This window comes from Prolixibacteraceae bacterium, assembly GCA_019856515.1.
GTDB lineage: Bacteria > Bacteroidota > Bacteroidia > Bacteroidales > Prolixibacteraceae > Halosquirtibacter > Halosquirtibacter xylanolyticus.
This window is the reverse complement of the sequence record CP082230.1, coordinates 4,693,318-4,713,989: the sequence shown is the minus strand read 5'-3', so window position 1 is coordinate 4,713,989 and position 20,672 is coordinate 4,693,318. Positions and strand designations below refer to the sequence as shown.

The window sequence follows — 20,672 nt, the reverse complement described above, 5'->3', positions numbered from 1 at the left end:
GGGTAATGAAAGTCAAATTATTTAAGGGAAAAAATAATCATAATACATTAAATATGGAGAGATTATTGAAAATAGAAAATGCAAGCTTCCAACAGAAAGAGAATATCATACTAACAGATGTTAACTTGGAAGTGTACCGAAATGACTTCATTTATATCATCGGAAAGGTAGGTACAGGAAAAACAACAATATTCCAATCTATATATGGCTCACTGCCTTACAAACAAGGCAGTATTATATTTGATGGAGCGGAAGTAAAACAGACAAAGAAGAAAAACATGTATCTGCATAGACGAAAGATAGGGATGATCTTTCAAGATTTTCACCTGCTAGATGATCGAACTGTGGCACAAAATCTTGAGTTTGTACTGAGAGCGACAGGTTGGACCAATAAGCAGACAATAGCCAACCATATCAATATGACTTTGGAGTGGTGTGATATTAAGCATTTGGGACAGAAGTACTCAAACGAACTTTCGGGTGGAGAGAAGAATTTAGCATCGATAGCACGAGCTATTATAAATAATCCGAAGCTTATTATTGCGGATGAGCCGACACAAAATCTTGATCCCGAAACGGCCATCAAACAGATGCAACTACTGAATAGGATTAACCAAGATGGGACGGCGATTATCATGGCGACACACAACCATAATATCATCGATATGTTTCCAAAGGAGACCTATGAGTGTGTTAACAAAACTCTTGTTCTTCGATAGACAACAAGAGTTTTGTTGGGATTAATGAAAATCATATAACCAAGTCATGGTAACCCCAACACCTTGGTTTCTTGATGATGAGTATCCAATGGTTGCATCATCGAATACGTTGAGTAGACTCAAAGTGTAACGACCTTCCAATAGTACCGACTGTTTCTTGAAACGATACTCTAGCCCACCACCACCACAGAAAGCAAAATCGAATTTCTGATCTAAATTCTTACCGTAGTAGTTCTGCATGTCAGCATTTGGATCCTGCTGGGTAAGGGTTTCTTGTTCGGAAAGTAGAAAAGATATGGATGGACCGATATTTAGAAAGAAGCGTAGTTTCTTTTTACCCATGGAGATATGTGTCATTATCGGCACCTCGATGTAGTTCAATTTACGCATGTACTTTATCCCTTGCCTGTTCTTCTCTTCCCAACCTTTTTGGGAGTAATTCACCTCGGCTAAGATTCCGACATGATCTTCCGACATGTTACGGAAAACGATTCCGACCTGATAACCACCTATAGATGAAGCATCAGTTGGGATCTGTGTATATGGATTTGTATTTGGATAGAAAGACATCCATGACATATTATATCCCCCTTTTACACCAACATAATTGTGGGCACGATTAAAGAACTGCCCAAAACTTTCCCCACAACATAAGAGTAAAAAAATAACCAAATACTTTTTCATAAATACTATTTAATAAATACCTTTTGTAAGGTACAAATTTAAAAAGAAAATACAGGAATATGACGCTCTACGAAGAATAAAAATTGAGAAAGCAGAACCATGTATAGTTCTACTTTCTCGATATATCTATCTACTCTATGGATTTAATAGTATACGCTCAACAAAGCCGCAACTTTCTCAAGAAAACTTTGATCATCAGAAGTAAATGGGGCATATGCGTGAGAATCGATATCAATCTGAGCCACAAAACGATCACCTTTTTTTATAGGCACAACAATCTCAGACTGGACATCCATACTACAAGCAATGTAGTTGTCCTCTTGAGAAACGTCCTGCACAATCATTGAGATGTTCTTCTCAGCAACTTGACCACAAACACCTTTTCCAACAGGAATATAGGTATGGTCAGTGGCTTTGCCCACATAGGGACCTAAAGACAGACCTTTCTCATCAGCGGTCAACTCATATATACCCACCCAATCATAATGAAATACCTCTTCTTTCAGAGTTGCCATTACTTTTGGTAGTGCTACCTCTTTGTTCAATCCATCGATCTCTTTAGAGATCTTCTCTAGCAAAATTTCAAACCCCATATATTACATTATTTTAGTTCTAATTGATCACCAAAAGTAATCTTTTCACAATAACGACATTTCAAAGCAAGTGGTTTTTTTGAAACTACAGCAAAGTGTGTCGTTACATCTTCAAAGTTAGTAATACATTTAGGATTAAAACACTTTGCAATGGCATCAATCTCAGTAGGGATCGAAACAGAGCGTTTGTCGACTACTTTATAGTCTTTGATTATATTTAATTTCGCTTGAGGCGCAATCAAAGCAATTCGATCAACTTCATGGTCTTCGAAGAATCTATTTTCGATCTTAATAATACCCTTTTTACCTACCTGCTTGCTCTCTAAGTTGTTTCCAATGGTCACCATGTCACGACATAGGTCTAACTTCAAGATCGAGATAACTTTGAATAGTACATCTGGAGAAATATGATCTATTACGGTACCATCCTTGATTGCACTTACATTTAATATCTTTTGCATTTCTTATTATTTTAAACCTAAAACATGAGCAATTATCGCCATTCTTGTAAACACACCATTTCTAGCTTGATCGAAATAGTAAGCCTTAGGGTTGCTGTCTACATCTGTTGCAATCTCATTCACACGAGGCAGTGGATGAAGAATACGTAGGTTGTCCTTGGTATTTCTCAACATGGCATTGTTTAGGATATAGACGTTTTTCACCTTCTCATACTCTAATGCATCTTGAAAACGCTCTCTTTGAACACGGGTCATATACATGATGTCCGCCTCAGAAATAATGTCCGTGAACTCTCTATGTTCGAAGTAACGAATCCCTTTCTCTTTTAGATAGAGCTTGTAGACCTCTGGCATGGAGAGCTCTTCAGGTGCCACGAAGTTGAATATAGGGTTGTCGAAATGAGACATGGCCTCAAGTAAACTGTGTACTGTACGACCATATTTTAAATCTCCAACTAAGAATAGGTTTAAGTTATCTAAACTTTTCTGTGTCTTTTGGATGGAATATAGGTCCAACAACGTTTGTGATGGATGCTGATTTGCTCCATCTCCAGCATTAATCACAGGAACATCGGAAACTTCGCTTGCATATCTTGCACTGCCTTCAACGGGGTGACGCATGATGATCAGATCGGCATAGCTACTCACCATACGGATGGTGTCGTGTAGTGTCTCCCCTTTGGTAACACTTGAAGACGATGAGTCGGAGAAACCAATCTGACGGCCTCCCAATCGATTAATTGCAGTATCAAAACTCAACCTTGTTCTAGTTGAAGGCTCAAAGAATAGGGATGCAACCACTTTTCCTTCCAACAATCTTTGGTTCGGATTTGCTTCAAAATCTGCAGCCAATTCAAGAATCCTTAGATACTCTTCTTTTGTAAAATCCGTAATTGAAATTAAACTTTTTGTTGTCATAAAAACAGGTGAATTAAAAGACAAAAAAAATACCAATAGCAATGAAGCTATTGGTATATATAAAAATTAAATTGTGATCATTTCTCAATCGGAAACAATCTCGATATATTATTCGATCACTATGTATCTTTATTTTATTCATTATCTGACGCCTATTATCTCTACAATAGCACTCTCTATCTTAGATAAACGATCTACGACCTCTTTTGTTTTAGTCTTTCGAACGGGAAGGACTATTTTACACATTAAATCATACGCTGAGGATAACTGCTTTAAGTCTGTGTCTTTAATGACCTTCATCACATCGTTCATGACAAGATAATCAAATTTCACTTCAACCAAGTCTTCCACAATACGTTCTACAACATCCGAATTATCGATAACATCAATAGTGCTCTTCTTATAAGCGTTGATCAAGCCTGGTACACCTAATAGTGTTCCACCAAAATAGCGAACCACCACCACCAGTATGTTTGTCAAATCTTTGGACAGCAATTGACCTAGAATTGGCTTACCTGCACTTCCCGAAGGTTCTCCATCATCGTTGGCACGAAACTGCTCTCCTTCGACTCCTATACGATAAGCAAAGCAGTGGTGTCTTGCACTGTAATGCTCTTTCTTCAAAACATCTATAATCGGCTTGACTTCCTCCACAGAGAAGATCGGATAGGCATAAGCGATAAACTTGCTTCCTTTGTCCTTAAACAACCCTTCGGAAGGAGTACTAATAGTTTGATATGTATCTTTAATTAATTCGGTCACTATTGTCTACTCTAAATTAAAAAAATCAAAAAAAAGCAGACATTAATTAAAATGTCTGCTCTTCATTAAACTCTTATCTGAGATTCAATCTCAGACAAATATTTTTGGAACTTCTTATCTGTCTCTTTCAAATTACCGATTGTTTTACAAGCGTGTAAAACAGTGGCGTGGTCTTTTTTACCAATCTGGGCACCAATAGAAGACAACGATGAGTCGGTTAGGCTCTTTGCAAAATACATTGCAATTTGTCGAGCTTGAACAATCTCTCTCTTACGTGTCTTTGCCTGTAATTGATCTGGTTTCATCTTGAAATAGTCGCAAACAACTTTGGTGATGGCAGGGATTGAATACTCTTTCTTCGCTTGTTTTACAAGTTTTGAAATCGCATCGTTCGCCAAGCTCACATCAATATTCTTGTTGTTAAGAGTCGACTGTGCCAACAATGATATAATAGCACCTTCTAACTCCCTTACGTTATTCTTGACATTGTTTGCAATATACTCTACAACAGAATCTTCTAAATTAAGACCATTCATCAATGCTTTCTGCTTCAGTATTGCAACACGGGTATCATAATTTGGCTCTGTTATATCAGCGGTTAATCCCCACTTAAAACGCGTCAATAGTCTCTCTTCCATTCCCTTTAATTCAACAGGGGGCTTATCAGAGGTTAATATCAACTGCTTCTTGTTTTGGTGTAGGTGATTAAAAACATGAAAAAAAGCTAATTGTGTCTTCTCTCTTCCTGCCAACTCTTGAATATCATCAATAATCAATACATCGATCATCTGATAGAAATGCAAGAAATCGTTACGATTGTTATTCTTTGTTGCCTCAGAAAACTGTGTCATAAACTTGTTGGCAGAGACATATAATACTGTCTTTTCAGGGAAATTGACTTTGACTTCATTCCCGACAGCCTGAGCTACGTGAGTCTTACCTAGTCCTGAATTGCCATAAATCACCAATGGATTAAAGGCAGTTCCCCCAGGATTCTTCGCAATCGCAAAGCCTGCACTCCTAGCTAACTTATTACAATCCCCTTCAATAAAGTTTTGAAAATTATTTGTTGAGTTAAGCTGTGGGTCTATTTGAATCTTACGAATACCCGGAATAACAAAAGGGTTCTTTATGGATTGGTCCTTATCATTCGCACTTGCAGTACGTTGACGATTAGCTAAAGGAGGTCTATTGTTAGACTTCTCTGGAGTTGGAACCACCGCTTTGGCTTGAGAAACCGGCATTGCAGTAGTAGGAACTTCAATGTTTACATTCTGTGCCGTCTTACTCTGTAGACTCGTATGGTCCATTTTAACATGATAGTCCAATTTGGCACCATATCCTAAATGTAACCTCAAGGCTTTTCTCAAGATATCAATGAACTGCTCTTCTAGATATTCATAAAAGAATGGACTAGGAACCTGTATTGTCAAAACAACCCCTTCAAGCTTTATCGGTACAATTGGTTCAAACCAAGTTTTAAAACTTATTGCGGGGATATTCTCACGAATAACCGCTAAACATTTATTCCATATTTCAACGTGATTCCTATTCATCGATCTTTTCAAAGCAGCATCCTCTATTTCAAGAGGATAGTATATTAACAACTAAAACGTATTCCCTTTTCAATACAAATATCGACAAATAATTGTTTATAAAAAAAGAAGAAAAAATTTGTTTTTTACAACATACAGTCAATTAGTTGACATTCAGTGTATTAATAAATATCACTGAATATCAACATATTACGCCTCAACTTAACAATATATGACGCAAATCATGACTCGACTTGCCCAACATCTTTTTACAAAAAAATGTTTCTAAATATAAAATTAATGTTTGAAGGCTTTGTCTAATGAAATCATTTTGTCTTTCTTAAATGCTACAATCTTAGCTGCAGGACAAATTGATTGTACATGAACTAATTCTTTTTTAGCCAATGAGAAGTCTGTAAATGACACAGATCTTAGGTATTGATCCTTCTTGTGGCTCCAAGGAGTGTAACCACTTAAAACGTCTCCTTTACTACCTACAATATCTTTTTCATTAACTAAAACAAACAACTGTACTTTGGATTTAAGAACAAAGCTATCTGGATCGACAAAGAAGTTTTTCTTTCCAAAGTTGACTCCGTCAATATGAATATATCTTTCTGGATTATTTTTGAAATCTGTCACTAAAACATTCACACCAGCCATGGTACTGTTTAATTGTGTATACATGGTGTCATCGTAGATCATTTTACCTAGAGAGCCATCTCCTGATTTAATCTGCGTTGTAATGAGCTGTAAGTTCTGAACCATCGTATCTAATCCGCTTTCATTAAGCTTTACACTTATCTCATTCATGTTTTTCACCATACCGTTCACCTCAGACATGGTAACCACTAAAGAGTCTGACAGAAGAGCACCGTTACGCATCATCTTATTTACATTCGATTGATTCTTTTGAGTCAACGATGAAATATTAGATGTAATTTCATTCAAATTTGATATCGATGCTTTTATATTGTTTTGCGTCTCTTCGGTAAGAATGCCATTCAATGCTTTCATTGTAACATTCGTCTCTTTGACCAACGTTTCGATATTCTTTTGCAATGGTGCTAATTTCTTGTTCAACTCAGACACTAAATCTAATTCGAGTCGCCCAATCAATGAATCACTTTGAATACTACTGGTCCCAACATTCTCTAATCGTATTGCTTTTGAGCCAAGAAAGTCAGTACTTACAATATTTGCGATACAACTATCTCCTAACATCAAGTCATTACGAACATCGATAGCGACAACCATTTTTTTATTATCAAAGTTAATCCCGATATCAGACACGACACCAACTTTAAATCCATTGTACAAAACTGGACTTGTTTCAATCAATCCATTAATATTTTCATAGTTGATAAAGTATCTTTTATCTCCAGAAAATACGCCACGTCCTTTTAAAAAATTTAGTCCCAATACAAAGACTACCAAAGTCCCTGCAAAAACCAATCCAATCCTTAAATTTCTTTTCTTATTCATATATAATTTACAATATCATTTTTTCAACAACTGTTTCAAGGACACTTTCTTGCCTTGTGCATCAAATGCAACGATAAAAGCATCTTTCACTTGATTTTTTACCATATTCAATGATGCTTTTGCTTCGTCAAAAGTATTAAACTTCCCATAATAATAGCGGAACCATCCATTTTGTTTCTTATAATAGACACTTTTCTTAATAGTTCCGAATCTATCAGTACCGACATCCTTAGAGGAAGCAGCCAACTGAATAGCAAAATGACTCCCTATCTCATTGGTATCTGATTTCTCTTTTTTATTACTAGACTCTACTTTTAACGTCCTAGGTGCTACTTTTGTTTTAACCAACTCTACTCCACTTTCTCTTACATAATCTAAAATTACCTTAGAGATCGTCTCGGAACGTTTCCTCATTCCACTCCACGACTTCAGTCGATCACACTCTTTTTTATTACTTAAATAACCAATTTCGACCAAAACACTGGGCATCTTTGTCTTTCTCAGAACCAAAAAGCCCGCTTGTCTTACCCCTCTTGTTGATACCCCCTGCTTCTTAAAACGATCGTTTAAAAGCTTAGAGAAACGAATACTTTCATTAAAGTTATCGTCTTTAACCATGGTCATCATAATATATGACTCTGGAGAGAATGGATCAAAATCATCATAATTCTGATTGTAGTTATCCTCCATAAGAATAACGCTATTCTCCATTTTTGCTACTTCATTCTCTCGATCTAAAGCCGCAACTCCCTGGGTATAAACCTCAACACCATAAATCGAAGGACTACTACACGAATTGGCATGCAGAGAGACAAAAAGATCAGCATGTGCATTGTTAGCAATATCTGCTCTTTTGTTCAATTGCACAAAGCGATCATCCATACGTGTCATAATCACTTTTAATGATTTATGATAAGGTCGCAACAATTTCTCTAGGTCCAGAGCAATCTTTAAAACCACATCTTTTTCATGTGTTCGAAAACGAATTGCACCTGGATCTTTACCACCATGACCAGCATCTATCACCAAAACAAAAGTGGAATCACTCGCACTTGATGCATTCAATGAGAAAGATGTTAGCATAAATAGAAACAAAACAACATAAATATTCGTTAAAAGAGAACGAAAAACCTTCATTATTACAGTGGTTTTCATAAATACAACTTAGGATAATAACAGACAAGGCAAATATAAGTATTAAATTAAAAAACTTTAAACTACTTTTGATGGAGGGTTTTTATATTTTTGCAGCACAAACACTAATCAAACGATTTAGTGACAATCACGAAGTCGGATTAATTTGTTAAACAACAATTCATCACATCTTGAAGAAAAATAGATTTATATTATCTTTATTAACGTGTCTTCTTCTGTCAAGCACAGCTGTACAAGCGAAATGGAGTAATAGGAATATTCCTTCTCACCTATTTCTTAGCGATACGCTAGAAGCAGTACAAGACACGATGACTCTTGCTAAGGATACCATTGAGAATAAATCCAATTCCATTGATGCACAGATCATCTCTACGGGTAAAGACTCTATTGTAGTGATGCCATCTGAAGGTAAAACTATATATTATGGCGATGCATCTGTTACCTACAAAGATCTCTCTTTAAAGGCAGCATACATCGAAATGACAATGGATAGTTCAGAGATTTTTGCAAAAGGAATGCCAGATTCAACAGGTACTATCATTGGCAAACCGATTTTCAAACAGGGGCCTGATGAATTCGATGCAGATCAAATCAGATATAATTTCAACACGAAGAAAGGTATTGTTACTGGAGTAGTAACAGAGCAACAGGGAGGTAATGTACAAGGAGGAAAGGCAAAAATGCTTAATGATTCCATCTTCTGCATGGTAAACGGTAAATACTCAACTTGTGATCACGAGCACCCTCACTTCTACCTTCAATTGACAAAAGCCAAAGTAGTGGCGAACAAGAAGATTATTTCGGGACCGGCATATATGGTTGTAGAAGATGTACCTCTTAAGTTTCTTTTTCTACCTTTCGGTTATTTCCCGAATCAAAAGACATACTCTTCTGGAATACTAATCCCTTCTTATGGTGAAGAACAAAATAGAGGTTTCTTCTTAAGAGACTTAGGTTATTATTGGGCAGCGAGTCCTTACTTTGATTTCCAAGCATTGACCGACATCTATTCTAATGGTTCATGGGGTATTAAAGGCAAATCAACCTATAAAAAACGATATAGTTTCAATGGTAATTTCGACGTCCAATACTATAACAATAAGTTTGGAGAACAAGGAATCACCACAGGAAGTAAAAGCTATAGAGAAGAGAAGCAATTTAGCATTAGATGGAACCACAGTCAAGATGCCAAAGCCAATCCGACACAGACATTTAGTGCTTCGGTAAACCTATCTTCAACATCCTTTAATCAAGATAATGCAACGGACTATAACGACTATCTATCGGGGACACAAAACTCAAGTATATCATACTCGAAGAATTGGCCTAGTTCTCCTTTTAGCCTTTCGTCTAGCTTAAGTGCTTCACAAAACACTCGTGACAGCACTATTAGTTTATCTCTTCCAAATGTAAGTTTCAACATGTCACGCGTAAGACCATTCAAAAGAGAAAATATGGTTGGAGGTGCCAAATGGTATGACAATTTATCATTAAGCTACTCTTTGGACATGAAAAATAGTATCAATACCAAGCAAGATCAACTGATGAACTCTTCGCTTAGTAAAGATTGGCGTAATGGGGTTAAACACACCATTCCTGTTTCAACAAGTATCCGCTTTCTAAAATATATCACTGCAACCCCAAGTATTTCATACAACGAACGTTGGTATATGTACTCTACGGAACAACAGATGTTAGACAATGGAACTATTGAGAAAGATACGATTAACGGGTTTACAAGAGATTTTGACTACTCTTTTAGCATCGGAACAAGTACCACATTGTATGGTATGTATCAGCCGATAAATAAGAACTCAAAGATAAAAGGTATTCGTCACGTAATGCGTCCATCTTTGAGTTTCAGTTACCGTCCAGACTTTAGTGATCCTAAATACGGTCTATACGGTAGTTACATCAATAACAAAGGGGTTGAAACCCGCTACTCATACCACAGCGATGGTGTATATGGTTATGCTGGATCAGGAAAGTCAGGGTCTCTGAACTTCTCTTTGGACAACAACATCGAGATGAAAGTACTCAACTCAAAAGACACCACGTCCAATGAACCTTTCAAAAAAATTGCACTATTAGACCAGTTATCATTCAGTACTTCGTACAATCTGATGGCCGACTCTCTTAATCTTTCGCCCATCCAGGTTAGAGGACGAACAAAAGTCGCTGGGGTAAACATTAATTTTGGAACCACTTTAGATCCATACTATTTCGATGAGAATGCAGGAACGAAAGTAAATACGTTTTTAGTGAAGGAGACAGGAAACCTTGTTCGTGTGACCAATGCCAACCTATCTTTTGGAATGAATTTCAACTCCAAAAAGAAAGATGGCAAAGGAGGTGACGACAAGAACAATGAAAATCAGAACAATCAGAATCCAGCAAATGATCCCTACATGAATTTAGTGCATCAATATGCTGATTTCGATATACCATGGAATTTCTCATTCGACTATAGTTTTAACTACTCGAACACGGATCCTCGTCGAGATGCGAATATCACTCAAACGCTTAATTTCAGAGGTGATTTTAACCTTACAAAGAAATGGAAAGTGTCATTTACATCTGGTTATGATATTCAAAAGAGAGAGGTGACATTTACAAGTTTCCATATCTACAGAAACCTACACTGTTTCCAGATGTCTTTCGATATGGTACCATTTGGTTATCGTCAGAGTTACACCTTCACTATTCAAGCAAGTGCTTCAATGCTGAAAGACCTGAAGATTACCAAGAGACAATCTTTCTACGACAACCAATCATTTTAATTACAGCATAACTCCTTAGATAGAAAGTGGAATTAGTTCACTTTCTATCTAAACCTATTTTAAACAGCTCAACTCCAATCATTTTACACAAAGATTTGGTAGCTTTGCCCCACGAAAGAAGATCATTCAAATATTATTGTCTACAAATCACTGTAGACCATTGGAATACATCAAAATGAAAAAGAAAAATTCAGATTTCTATAATAAAGCAAAACGTAACGATATACAGTTTGCCATTCAAGAAAAAGAAACAATCATATCGTTCCTCCAAAAGAAATTTACGGATAGAAGTCGTAACTCTATCAAACAAATGCTTCACAACGAAGTAGTGGTCGTAAATGGTGAAGTAGCAACCAAACATGATCACCTGCTCAACATTGGAGATAAAATAACAATTACTCCTGTCAAGAAAGCAAAGAACAAACGTATCAGAGGTATCGAGATACTCTTTGAAGACCGTTCTCTTATCATCATCAATAAGCCTGCGGGACTATCTACCCTTCCTTTCGGTAATGGTGCGAAAGACTCGGTATTCTCTATTCTTACATACTATGTAAAGGGAAAAAGCCGACGTCATGAAATATATAACATCCATCGTATCGACAAAGAGATCTCTGGCATCATGGTATGGGCTAAAAGTGAACTCATTGCGGAACAGGTAAAAGAGCAGTGGAAAGAGCAACCACCTCGTCGTGGATATGTTGCAGTTGTAGAAGGAAAACTTCCTAATACTCAAGGAAAATACTCCTCATATTTAAAAGAGACTCCACAAAAGACAGTAAAATCAAGACAAGATGCTGCTTTTGGAAAACAGGCTACCACAAACTATAAAGTAGTTGATCAAAAAGGGGCATTCTCTTTGGTAAATTTCTGGATGGATCAACCATTCAAACACCAGATAAGAGCACATGCCAAAGACATGAATACTCCGATCCTTGGGGACAAACTATATGGTGCTTCTCGAAACAATCTAAAGAAGCTAGCACTCCATTTAGGTGAGTTACAGATGCAACATCCGAACAACAACAAGCCTATCGTAATTGACACAGATATTCCATCTGACTACAAAAAGCTTTTTTAACCGTGATTCGGTTAGTATAAAGAGCCAACATATATAGAAAAAGGATCAATATCTATACAACATAGATACTGGTCCTTTTTTCTTATCATAAACGACATTTATTCGCAAATAGACCTATAGCTTCTCCAAAGCCGGAAGTGCAAACGAATCGTTCTCTGGACTCTGATGTTCAGAAGCCATAATCTCCTCCATCTGCTTCACCACTTTAGGGTTAGAAGTCGAAACATCATGTAACTCTTGAATATCATTCGATAAATCATACAAAGCGACATGCATATCTCCTTTCTTTATATTCTTTCTTATCGCTTTCCATTTTCCTAACCGAACAGCTTGTTCACCATCCAATTCCGTAAATTCCCAATACAGATAGTCATGCTTTTTCTGTTCTGACACATCCCCAAGTAGCGTTGGCAAGAAAGAGATCCCATCCAACGAATCGTCAGATTCCACTTGTGCCACATCACACAGTGTTGGCAAGACATCATAAAAAGAAGAGACCAAATCAGTAGTCCTATTTGCCTCTATATGATTAGGCCATGATGCAATCATAGGGACACGAATACCCCCTTCATGCACAAAACATTTTCCCCAACCATACTCATTCTTAAATGGACCATTACTCTTAAACCACTCCGACTGCGTACCTCCATTAAATGTTGCACCATTATCAGAAGCAAAGATGATTAATGTATTCTTATACTTACCCGTTCGTTTCAAGTACGACACCAATTGTCCTACACGTTCATCTAAATAGCTTATCATCGCAGCATATGTTGCTCGTGGATACTGCACAGGGAAGTAACCCGACTTTCCTACATAAGGCTTCTCCTCACCAAATTTCTTACGATAATAATCCACCCATCTCTGTGGAGCTTGCAATGGCACATGTGGTATCGGAGAGGCCCAATACATAAAGAAAGGTTGGTCTTTTGGTGTACTCTCCATAAAGCCAATCATCTCATCAAACATCAAATCGGGGGCATAATCCACCAAATTAAAATCGGCATACGAAGCGTCATTATTAGGGTCTGAGCCTTTAGGTAATTTCGAATGAGGTGCAACCAAGCGATTTTCCAGATAAACACGATTCTCATTCTTATACAGATGAACAGGATAATAAGTATGAGCACCTCGCTGACAATTATATCCATAAAAAAAGTCGAACCCTTTCTTGGTAGGAATACTCTGAGTATGCGGCGCACCCAATCCCCATTTTCCAACCATTCCAGTCTTATAACCGGCATCATGCAATATCTGTGAAAGCAATCGTTCACTTGAAGGAAGTGCACGTTGCCCTTCCAAAGTAGAGTCCTCTTCACAAGCCTCAAAATTCCAAACATCCCCTCTCGAGGTCCACTCATCATTACCACGGATATAAGCATGTCCCGTATGCTTTCCTGTCAACAACACACCTCTTGACGGTGCACAGACAGGAGCTCCTGCATAATGTTGGGTAAAGCGAATGCCACTATTGGCAAGACGATCAATATTTGGTGTCTCTATTTTCTGCTGTCCATAGACACCTAAATCACCATAACCTAAATCATCAGCCAAAATATATACAATATTAGGACGAACTGTTTCCTCCCTCTTCTGTTCGTTACAGGCACAACAAAGCCATGGCACCAATAACCCTAAAAATATTCTACGTTTCTTCATTTTCTGTGTGTGTTTATTCTTCAATCTTCAGTAAGGACAAACTTATTTTTCATCCTCATCTACAAAATAATGATATCTTACTTAAAATCTACATTTTAAAGACAATAAAAAACCTAAAATATCTTCTTAAGAGTCACTTTACACCAATTAAAACGATGAGATGATCCTTTTTATGATCGGGTAGATGGCTGGAAGATATTTTATCTTCCAGTACACCTCCCACACCACCGTACGTACGGGTCTCGTATACGGCGACTCCCTAAATCACGACTTTACTTTCTGATAATAATCACTTAGCGTAATATAGCCTGCCTTTTCCAAATTCTTATTCGTTATAGTCGTTTGTAGAATTGGACTCTTTGAAATGCGCCAATACTTTTTCCTCGTATTAGCATATTCATACGCTTTGTTCTTCGAAACTCCGAGTTTCATTAAATTCTTCATCTTCGTTCTTACTCTCTTCCAACATTTCCATATTACCATACGGATACGTCGTCTTAGCCATTCATCTACTTGTTTCAGAAATGATTTCATGTCTGCCAATCGATAATAGGTTACCCATCCTTGAATATAGCTTTTAAGCTTGGATTTGATTTCATCGTAACCAATACTATTATTCCGTGCTACAATTCCTTCCAAAGAGCGCTTCACTTTCCGTTGTGTCTTTTTCGACAATCGAAAACGAACGGCACCTTTGGTTTTGTAAAAACTGTAGCCAAGAAACTTAATCTGATTGTAGCGCACCACTTCTGTTTTATCTCGATTCACTTTTAAGAATAGAGTATCTTCTATAAAACGAATTGTAGAATTCATCGTGCGTGTAGCTCCTCGCTTGCTTTTACATAAGATGACAATATCATCTGCATAACGAACAAACTCATGACCTCGTCTTGTGAGTTCATGGTCTAATTCATTCAGCATAATGTTGCTTAGCAATGGACTTAATGGTCCTCCTTGAGGAACTCCTGTTTCTGTTTCTTGAAACTGCTCTTCAACAACAACTCCGGCTCTTAGATATTTATGGATTAAGGAAACTAATCGACCATCTTTTATCGTTCGTGATAAGATCTCTATCAACTTGCTATGATTTACGGTATCGAAAAATCTTTCCATATCCATATCGATAGCATAATGATAACCTGATGTGATCGTTTGGCTACAGGCTATAATAGCTGTATGTGCTCCTTTATTCGGACGGAATCCAAAGCTATAATTGGAAAACTGTTCCTCATAAATAGGACTAAGAACTTGTGAAATGGCTTGTTGAATAACTCGATCCACGACAGTAGGAATACCTAAAGGACGTGTTTTACCTGGTTCTTTTGGTATTTCAACTCGTCGTACAGGATTGGGAAAATACTTCCCTTCTCGTAGTTAGGAATACCTAAAGGACGTGTTTTACCTGGTTCTTTGGGTATTTCGACTCGTCGTACAGGATTGGGAAGGTACTTCCCTTCTCGTAGTTCTGCTATTAAAACTTCTCGATGAAGTCTGAGATAATCTTTTAAGGATTCCACTTGCATCTCATCAACTCCATGACTCCCTTTATTACGATAAACCTGTAAATAAGCCTTATTTAGGTTACCTGATTCTAGGACACGTTCTAATAAATTATCTGTTGTAATGTTCGTTTCCATAATGCCTTCAGTTATCCCTTTGAAAGTGTGCGCTCTTGAGTTATTCTCGAGTTCCGCTCTACCTTCACTTAAGTAGCTATCTTCCGATATTTTCTGCATTGATCCTTTCATTAGGTAACAGTCTGTATTATGAACAATTTAAGATTCAGTCCTTCCTGTAAAGTGGCTACAGTACTATGACCTCGGCTGACTTCTCACAGTTAACTTTTTATGAATGGACAGGGAAATACATTGTATCCATCTGCGAGACCTCCCATGGTAAGGAAATTAACTTTCACTCCATCTATCCGCCACATCTACGGTATAAACTCCGTGTAGAATTCGGACTTTACTTTGTTGTGCAAGCTTATCCAGTTATATACCGCCTAATGCGATTCGTATACCTCGGATCAGAGTTTTGCATACGGCTTCCTTCAGGTTATACCTCACGATAAGCACCCTTGCCTTCTGCTAGGTGGTTGGCTCTACAAACCTCCACTACGGACTTACACCGATTAGTTAATTTCCATGCATGGCACACACATAAAATGGCATGAGGAAAATCCCCCATGCCATAAAAATAACTGTTATATAAATACCTAGCTACAACAGATGAAAAGCAACTGTTACACCCGCCATAACAATGGATACCATACTCATCAATTTAATTAGAATATTCAAACTAGGACCCGAAGTATCTTTAAAAGGGTCACCAACAGTATCACCAATAACCGTAGCTTTATGGATATCACTACCCTTACCACCAAGATTACCCTCTTCCACATATTTCTTCGCATTATCCCATGCACCACCTGCATTAGCCATAAACACAGCAAGCACAAAACCACTAGCTAGACCACCAACCAATAGTCCCATAACACCTGCAACACCCAATACAAGCCCGACGATAATTGGAGCTATAATCGCCAATATCGATGGCCAGATCATCTCTCTCTGAGCACCTTTAGTTGAAATCTCCACACAACGTGCATAATCAGGTTCTGACTCCCCTTTCAAGATACCAGGGAACATACGAAACTGTCGACGAACCTCCTCAACCATCTTTTGAGCAGCACGCCCCACTGCATTCATCGTCAAACCACAGAACAAGAAAGCCATCATACTTCCTAGGAAAAGACCCACCAACACTTTAGGGTTCATCAGGTTCACCTCATAATGGTGCATAAAATCGACAAACGTAGCTTTATGCAAAGGGATATCTACCCCATTCACAGAGATCGTTTGATGACCTAATCGAAGCAGACCAACCTTCAGCTCTTCAATATACGATGCCAAAAGAGCCAAGCCAGTTAAAGCCGCCGAACCAATCGCAAAACCTTTACCTGTAGCTGCCGTAGTATTTCCAAGCGAATCCAATGCATCCGTACGCTGACGTACATCCTCACCAAGACCACTCATCTCTGCATTTCCACCAGCATTATCCGCTATCGGCCCATATGCATCCGTAGCCAAAGTAATACCTAAAGTCGAAAGCATACCTACTGCGGCAATACCAATACCATACAGTCCCAAACCGATATTCTCAAAACTAAAGTGTGCTGCAAAAAGGAAAGACAACACAATTCCAACCACGATAGCCAACACAGGAATAGCCGTAGAGATCATACCTGTTCCGATACCCGATATCACTACCGTTGCAGCTCCTGTCTCGGCACTCTCCGCAATCTTCTGCGTAGGGCGATAAGCTTGCGAAGTATAATACTCCGTACTCTTACCAATAATCAATCCTACAATCAGACCTACCACGATAGAACCTCCAATCCAAAGATCCATACCCAATAAATAGATCACACCAAACGAAAGTATCGCAATAAAGACAGAGCTAAAGTTAACCCCTTTACCCAGCGAACGTAGCAGTTGATTCTGTGTCGCATTCTCATCCGTACGAACCAAGAAGATACCTACAATAGAAAGAATAATACCCACTGCGGCAATCAACATAGGAGCGATCACTGCATGCAGCTGTGCTTCCGACGACATCTGATAGGCAGATGCACCCAAGGCAGCAGTAGCCAAAATCGAACCACAATACGATTCATACAGATCGGCACCCATACCTGCAACATCACCTACATTATCACCTACATTATCGGCAATAGTCGCTGGATTTCTAGGATCATCCTCTGGAATACCTGCCTCTACTTTTCCAACCAAATCGGCACCCACATCAGCAGCTTTTGTAAAAATACCACCACCAACACGAGCAAACAGAGCCTGAGTAGATGCACCCATACCAAAAGTCAACATGGTTGTTGTTAACACAATCATCTTTTCGGCTTCTGGCAACGAATCAAAAGCATACTGAAGAAGAACAAACCAAACGGAGATATCTAGCAACCCTAAACCAACAACAACCAAACCCATCACTGCTCCTGAACGAAAAGCAATCTTCAGTCCAGAATTCAACGATGCCCTTGCTGCATTTGCAGTACGTGCTGAAGCCATAGTTGCTGTCCGCATCCCAATAAAACCAGCTAATCCAGAAAAGAAACCTCCCGTAAGGAAAGCAAACCATACCCATTTATTTTGCAGTCCTGGCCCATAAGCCATCCACGCAAACAAAATACATAAAGCCAAAAACACCCAAGCAACCACCTTATACTGCTGCTTCAAATAGGCTTTCGCTCCATCTCTAACATGCTTCGCAATTCTACGCATCTCAGGCGTACCCTCATCCTGCTTTATCATATCACGATAAAAATAATACGCGAAGGATAGGGCTATAATGGAAGCCAACGGCACAATCCAAAATAGTGTCAATTCCATAGTCTCATTTATTTAAGTTATTAAGTCTAATAAAGTTACAAACTCAAACCTAAACATCAAAACATCTCGAACTGTTATTCAATACATTTACTTTACTAAATAGATAATATTATAGGGATACTACTCCCAATCCACCCCATTTACTCTCACCCACCTATTCGACACTCTCATAAAATGAAAAGAGCTCCAAGAAGCCTACTGATAAGATCCCATCTCACTATTTCATTTATTATAGACACACACCAGTCTCATCCAGATGAACTCCCTTTTTAGTGTTACACACATGTTTAATTCTATACAAAATAAAATGCTTTATGTAATAATCTCAGATATCAAACATCCAAAAGTCGATTTAAAACATCCAACCCATCTTGACCAACTATCTTAAACACCAAAATAGAAGTAGTTAAATACGTAGAAATAACCAAACAGGTAAAACATTGAATTTATGAGAAAGATTATTCTAACTCTACTAGTTGTCATCTTAGGAATACAAACCTATGCACAGGGAGATATATTCCCCAAGCCACAACAACGGACAAATCTAGAAGGCACATTCAACGGACAGCAAGGAAGAGCTTACCTATGTCCAAACACAACAGGGATGATATTCCCTACCTTTAAAGCGTGTGTATCCCTACTAGAGAAAAAGCAAAGTATAGCAATCGATATCACCAAAGGATTAACCCCTAGCGAAACACCAATACTATCAGCTAGAATCGACAGCATGGTGGTAAACAAACCTCAAGGATACCGACTCAAAGTCACCAAAAACACAATAGAGATCATCGCAAACAATAACGAAGGCCTATATTCTGGACTTCGTACATTAAAGCAGATCCTACAAAATCCACAAAAAATGATCTCATGCCAGCGCATCATCGACTGGCCCGATTTCGAGCGAAGAGGAGTCATGTTAGACATCTCAAGAGATAAAGTGCCAACCATGGAGACACTAAGACTACTTGTCGACCGTTTTGCCGACTGGAAAGTCAACGAGCTACAACTATACATCGAGCACACCTTTGCCTATAAAGACCACAAAGAGGTGTGGGAACATGCCTCTCCAATGACTGCCGAACAGATTATCGAGTTAGATGCCTACTGTAAAGAACGTTTTATCGACTTGGTACCCAACCAAAACTCTTTAGGACACATGGAGCGTTGGTTAAAACACGACAACTACCACTATATAGCCGAACGACCAACAGGTCTTGAATCAGAATACTGGATGATTGACGGACGTCGTCTAACCCTATGTGCAGTAGACCACAGATCTATCGAATTTATGGATAGTCTATACGCCGAGTACCTTCCTAACTTCTCAAGTAAATTCGCCAATATCGGAGGTGACGAACCCTATGAACTAGGTTATGGTCGATCAAAAGAGATGTGTGATAAGATTGGCAAGAGCAAAGTCTACCTAAACTACATCAATAAGATCACAGATAGAGTAAAGCAGTATGGTAAAAAAGCGCAGATGTGGGGCGATATTGTAGTCAAGCACCCAGAACTAATTCCTTTAATGCCAAAAGATGTCATCTGTATGGTTTGGGGTTACCGTCCAAATCAGACCTATGTAAAAGAGTGCAAAAGATTCCACGAAGAGGGCATTCCTTTCTACGTATGTCCAGGAACAAATGGCTGGCTAACCTATATCGGTAAAACAGAGAGAGCACGCCTAAACATCAACAATGCCGTAACACAAGGTAAAAAATATGGGGCCTACGGAGTACTTAACACCAACTGGGGCGACCACGGACACATGCAACCTATCAGTACCGCCTTCCCTGCCTTAATATATGGTGCAGGAGTATCATGGTCGGTAGATCAAAACAAAGACACAGACATCGCTAAGTTAATCAATGAGCATGTCTACATGGACCCAACAGGCAATATGGGAAAAGCTCTTATGATCCTTACCAATGCCTACATGGGAGGATCAATGCGCGACCAAGGAGGACACCCTTTCTGCGACATGATGAGCAAACCAGACGAATACTTTAGTGCCGATAAAAAGATGAGACACTATGAGTATGAACTGATTCCTAAGATGCGTGAAGAGATCAAGAAAGCACAAGAGATATTCAAAAAAGCAAAGCCAAACACAGTAGATGCTGAGATCACGCTTCGTGAGTTAGAGATCGCATCTAAACTGGCCGACTGGGGATGCCAACTTACTGAAGCAAGACTTGTAGCCAAAGACAAGTATGTCTACAACATTCCTTTGAAAACACGTAAACATTTGGTCAAAGAGTTAAACAAGATCATTGAGGAGTACGAAGAAGTGTGGGTCATCCGCAATCGTGTCGGAGGACTTGAAGATAGCAGCAACAGAATGCGAGAAGCAGCCAGAAGATTACTAGAAAAATAGATAACTCCCCTTAAACCATCAAGGAGGCGGAAGAGCACGGATGCCTCCTTGTAAAACAGATCT

Annotated in this window: 16 protein-coding genes; 4 read left to right on the top strand and 12 right to left on the bottom strand. The window is 38.5% G+C overall.

What is annotated here, in order from left to right:
* Window positions 1–5 precede the first annotated feature (5 nt).
* On the top strand, window positions 6–719 hold the full coding sequence (locus K5X82_17255) for an ATP-binding cassette domain-containing protein (GenBank protein QZT36960.1): 714 nt from the start codon (window positions 6–8) through the stop codon (window positions 717–719).
* 21 nt (window positions 720–740) lie between these two features.
* On the opposite strand, the gene K5X82_17250 is transcribed toward K5X82_17255, so the two are convergent.
* From K5X82_17250 to K5X82_17215, 8 genes are all read right to left on the bottom strand, one after another.
* Window positions 741–1,403 (bottom strand): PorT family protein, encoded by a 663-nt coding sequence (locus K5X82_17250; protein ID QZT36959.1) that lies wholly within the window; start codon window positions 1,401–1,403, stop codon window positions 741–743.
* A 143-nt stretch (window positions 1,404–1,546) separates the two neighbouring features.
* Window positions 1,547–1,996 (bottom strand): GAF domain-containing protein, encoded by a 450-nt coding sequence (locus tag K5X82_17245; protein ID QZT36958.1) that lies wholly within the window; start codon window positions 1,994–1,996, stop codon window positions 1,547–1,549.
* An 8-nt stretch (window positions 1,997–2,004) separates the two neighbouring features.
* Complete coding sequence (pyrI, locus tag K5X82_17240) at window positions 2,005–2,457, bottom strand: aspartate carbamoyltransferase regulatory subunit (protein ID QZT36957.1); 453 nt, start codon at window positions 2,455–2,457, stop codon at window positions 2,005–2,007.
* 6 nt (window positions 2,458–2,463) lie between these two features.
* Window positions 2,464–3,375: an aspartate carbamoyltransferase gene (gene pyrB / locus K5X82_17235; protein ID QZT36956.1), complete on the bottom strand. Its 912-nt coding sequence runs from the start codon at window positions 3,373–3,375 to the stop codon at window positions 2,464–2,466.
* 141 nt (window positions 3,376–3,516) lie between these two features.
* Window positions 3,517–4,137 carry a YigZ family protein gene (locus tag K5X82_17230; GenBank protein QZT36955.1) on the bottom strand — a complete coding sequence of 207 codons (621 nt, stop codon included), beginning with the start codon at window positions 4,135–4,137 and terminating at the stop codon, window positions 3,517–3,519.
* A 65-nt stretch (window positions 4,138–4,202) separates the two neighbouring features.
* Window positions 4,203–5,693 (bottom strand): chromosomal replication initiator protein DnaA, encoded by a 1,491-nt coding sequence (dnaA, locus tag K5X82_17225; GenBank protein QZT36954.1) that lies wholly within the window; start codon window positions 5,691–5,693, stop codon window positions 4,203–4,205.
* A gap of 276 nt (window positions 5,694–5,969) precedes the next feature.
* A complete protein-coding gene (locus K5X82_17220; protein QZT36953.1) occupies window positions 5,970–7,157 on the bottom strand; it encodes an MlaD family protein in 1,188 nt (395 codons plus the stop codon).
* 15 nt (window positions 7,158–7,172) lie between these two features.
* Window positions 7,173–8,294, bottom strand: coding sequence for an N-acetylmuramoyl-L-alanine amidase (locus K5X82_17215; GenBank protein QZT36952.1), 1,122 nt, complete (start codon window positions 8,292–8,294; stop codon window positions 7,173–7,175).
* 188 nt (window positions 8,295–8,482) lie between these two features.
* On the opposite strand from K5X82_17215, the gene K5X82_17210 reads away from it, so the two are divergent.
* Complete coding sequence (locus K5X82_17210) at window positions 8,483–11,092, top strand: LPS-assembly protein LptD (protein QZT36951.1); 2,610 nt, start codon at window positions 8,483–8,485, stop codon at window positions 11,090–11,092.
* Window positions 11,093–11,267: 175 nt separating this feature from the next.
* Window positions 11,268–12,173: an RluA family pseudouridine synthase gene (locus tag K5X82_17205; protein QZT36950.1), complete on the top strand. Its 906-nt coding sequence runs from the start codon at window positions 11,268–11,270 to the stop codon at window positions 12,171–12,173.
* Window positions 12,174–12,287: 114 nt separating this feature from the next.
* Here K5X82_17205 and K5X82_17200 read toward each other — a convergent pair whose 3' ends face one another.
* From K5X82_17200 to K5X82_17185, 4 genes are all read right to left on the bottom strand, one after another.
* Window positions 12,288–13,832, bottom strand: a complete 1,545-nt coding sequence (locus K5X82_17200) for an arylsulfatase (GenBank protein QZT36949.1) — start codon at window positions 13,830–13,832, stop codon at window positions 12,288–12,290.
* A 264-nt stretch (window positions 13,833–14,096) separates the two neighbouring features.
* Complete coding sequence (gene ltrA / locus K5X82_17195) at window positions 14,097–15,161, bottom strand: group II intron reverse transcriptase/maturase (GenBank protein ID QZT39151.1); 1,065 nt, start codon at window positions 15,159–15,161, stop codon at window positions 14,097–14,099.
* Complete coding sequence (locus K5X82_17190; GenBank protein ID QZT36948.1) at window positions 15,128–15,568, bottom strand: hypothetical protein; 441 nt, start codon at window positions 15,566–15,568, stop codon at window positions 15,128–15,130. The genes ltrA and K5X82_17190 overlap by 34 nt, the downstream gene beginning before the upstream one ends.
* 483 nt (window positions 15,569–16,051) lie before the next feature.
* On the bottom strand, window positions 16,052–18,235 hold the full coding sequence (locus K5X82_17185) for a sodium-translocating pyrophosphatase (GenBank protein ID QZT36947.1): 2,184 nt from the start codon (window positions 18,233–18,235) through the stop codon (window positions 16,052–16,054).
* 448 nt (window positions 18,236–18,683) lie between these two features.
* Here K5X82_17185 and K5X82_17180 point away from each other — a divergent pair, with 448 nt between their 5' ends.
* Window positions 18,684–20,609, top strand: a complete 1,926-nt coding sequence (locus tag K5X82_17180) for a family 20 glycosylhydrolase (GenBank protein ID QZT36946.1) — start codon at window positions 18,684–18,686, stop codon at window positions 20,607–20,609.
* Window positions 20,610–20,672: the final 63 nt, after the last annotated feature.

What these genes read in the sequence shown, in the direction of transcription:
- K5X82_17255 (QZT36960.1), top strand. Translation starts at nt 6, where the DNA reads ATGAAAGTCAAATTATTTAAGGGAAAAAATAATCATAATACATTAAAT.
- K5X82_17250 (QZT36959.1), bottom strand. Translation starts at nt 1,403, where the DNA reads ATGAAAAAGTATTTGGTTATTTTTTTACTCTTATGTTGTGGGGAAAGT.
- K5X82_17245 (QZT36958.1), bottom strand. Translation starts at nt 1,996, where the DNA reads ATGGGGTTTGAAATTTTGCTAGAGAAGATCTCTAAAGAGATCGATGGA.
- pyrI (QZT36957.1), bottom strand. Translation starts at nt 2,457, where the DNA reads ATGCAAAAGATATTAAATGTAAGTGCAATCAAGGATGGTACCGTAATA.
- pyrB (QZT36956.1), bottom strand. Translation starts at nt 3,375, where the DNA reads ATGACAACAAAAAGTTTAATTTCAATTACGGATTTTACAAAAGAAGAG.
- dnaA (QZT36954.1), bottom strand. Translation starts at nt 5,693, where the DNA reads ATGAATAGGAATCACGTTGAAATATGGAATAAATGTTTAGCGGTTATT.
- K5X82_17220 (QZT36953.1), bottom strand. Translation starts at nt 7,157, where the DNA reads ATGAATAAGAAAAGAAATTTAAGGATTGGATTGGTTTTTGCAGGGACT.
- K5X82_17215 (QZT36952.1), bottom strand. Translation starts at nt 8,294, where the DNA reads ATGAAGGTTTTTCGTTCTCTTTTAACGAATATTTATGTTGTTTTGTTT.
- K5X82_17205 (QZT36950.1), top strand. Translation starts at nt 11,268, where the DNA reads ATGAAAAAGAAAAATTCAGATTTCTATAATAAAGCAAAACGTAACGAT.
- K5X82_17200 (QZT36949.1), bottom strand. Translation starts at nt 13,832, where the DNA reads ATGAAGAAACGTAGAATATTTTTAGGGTTATTGGTGCCATGGCTTTGT.
- K5X82_17190 (QZT36948.1), bottom strand. Translation starts at nt 15,568, where the DNA reads ATGCAGAAAATATCGGAAGATAGCTACTTAAGTGAAGGTAGAGCGGAA.
- K5X82_17185 (QZT36947.1), bottom strand. Translation starts at nt 18,235, where the DNA reads ATGGAATTGACACTATTTTGGATTGTGCCGTTGGCTTCCATTATAGCC.
- K5X82_17180 (QZT36946.1), top strand. Translation starts at nt 18,684, where the DNA reads ATGAGAAAGATTATTCTAACTCTACTAGTTGTCATCTTAGGAATACAA.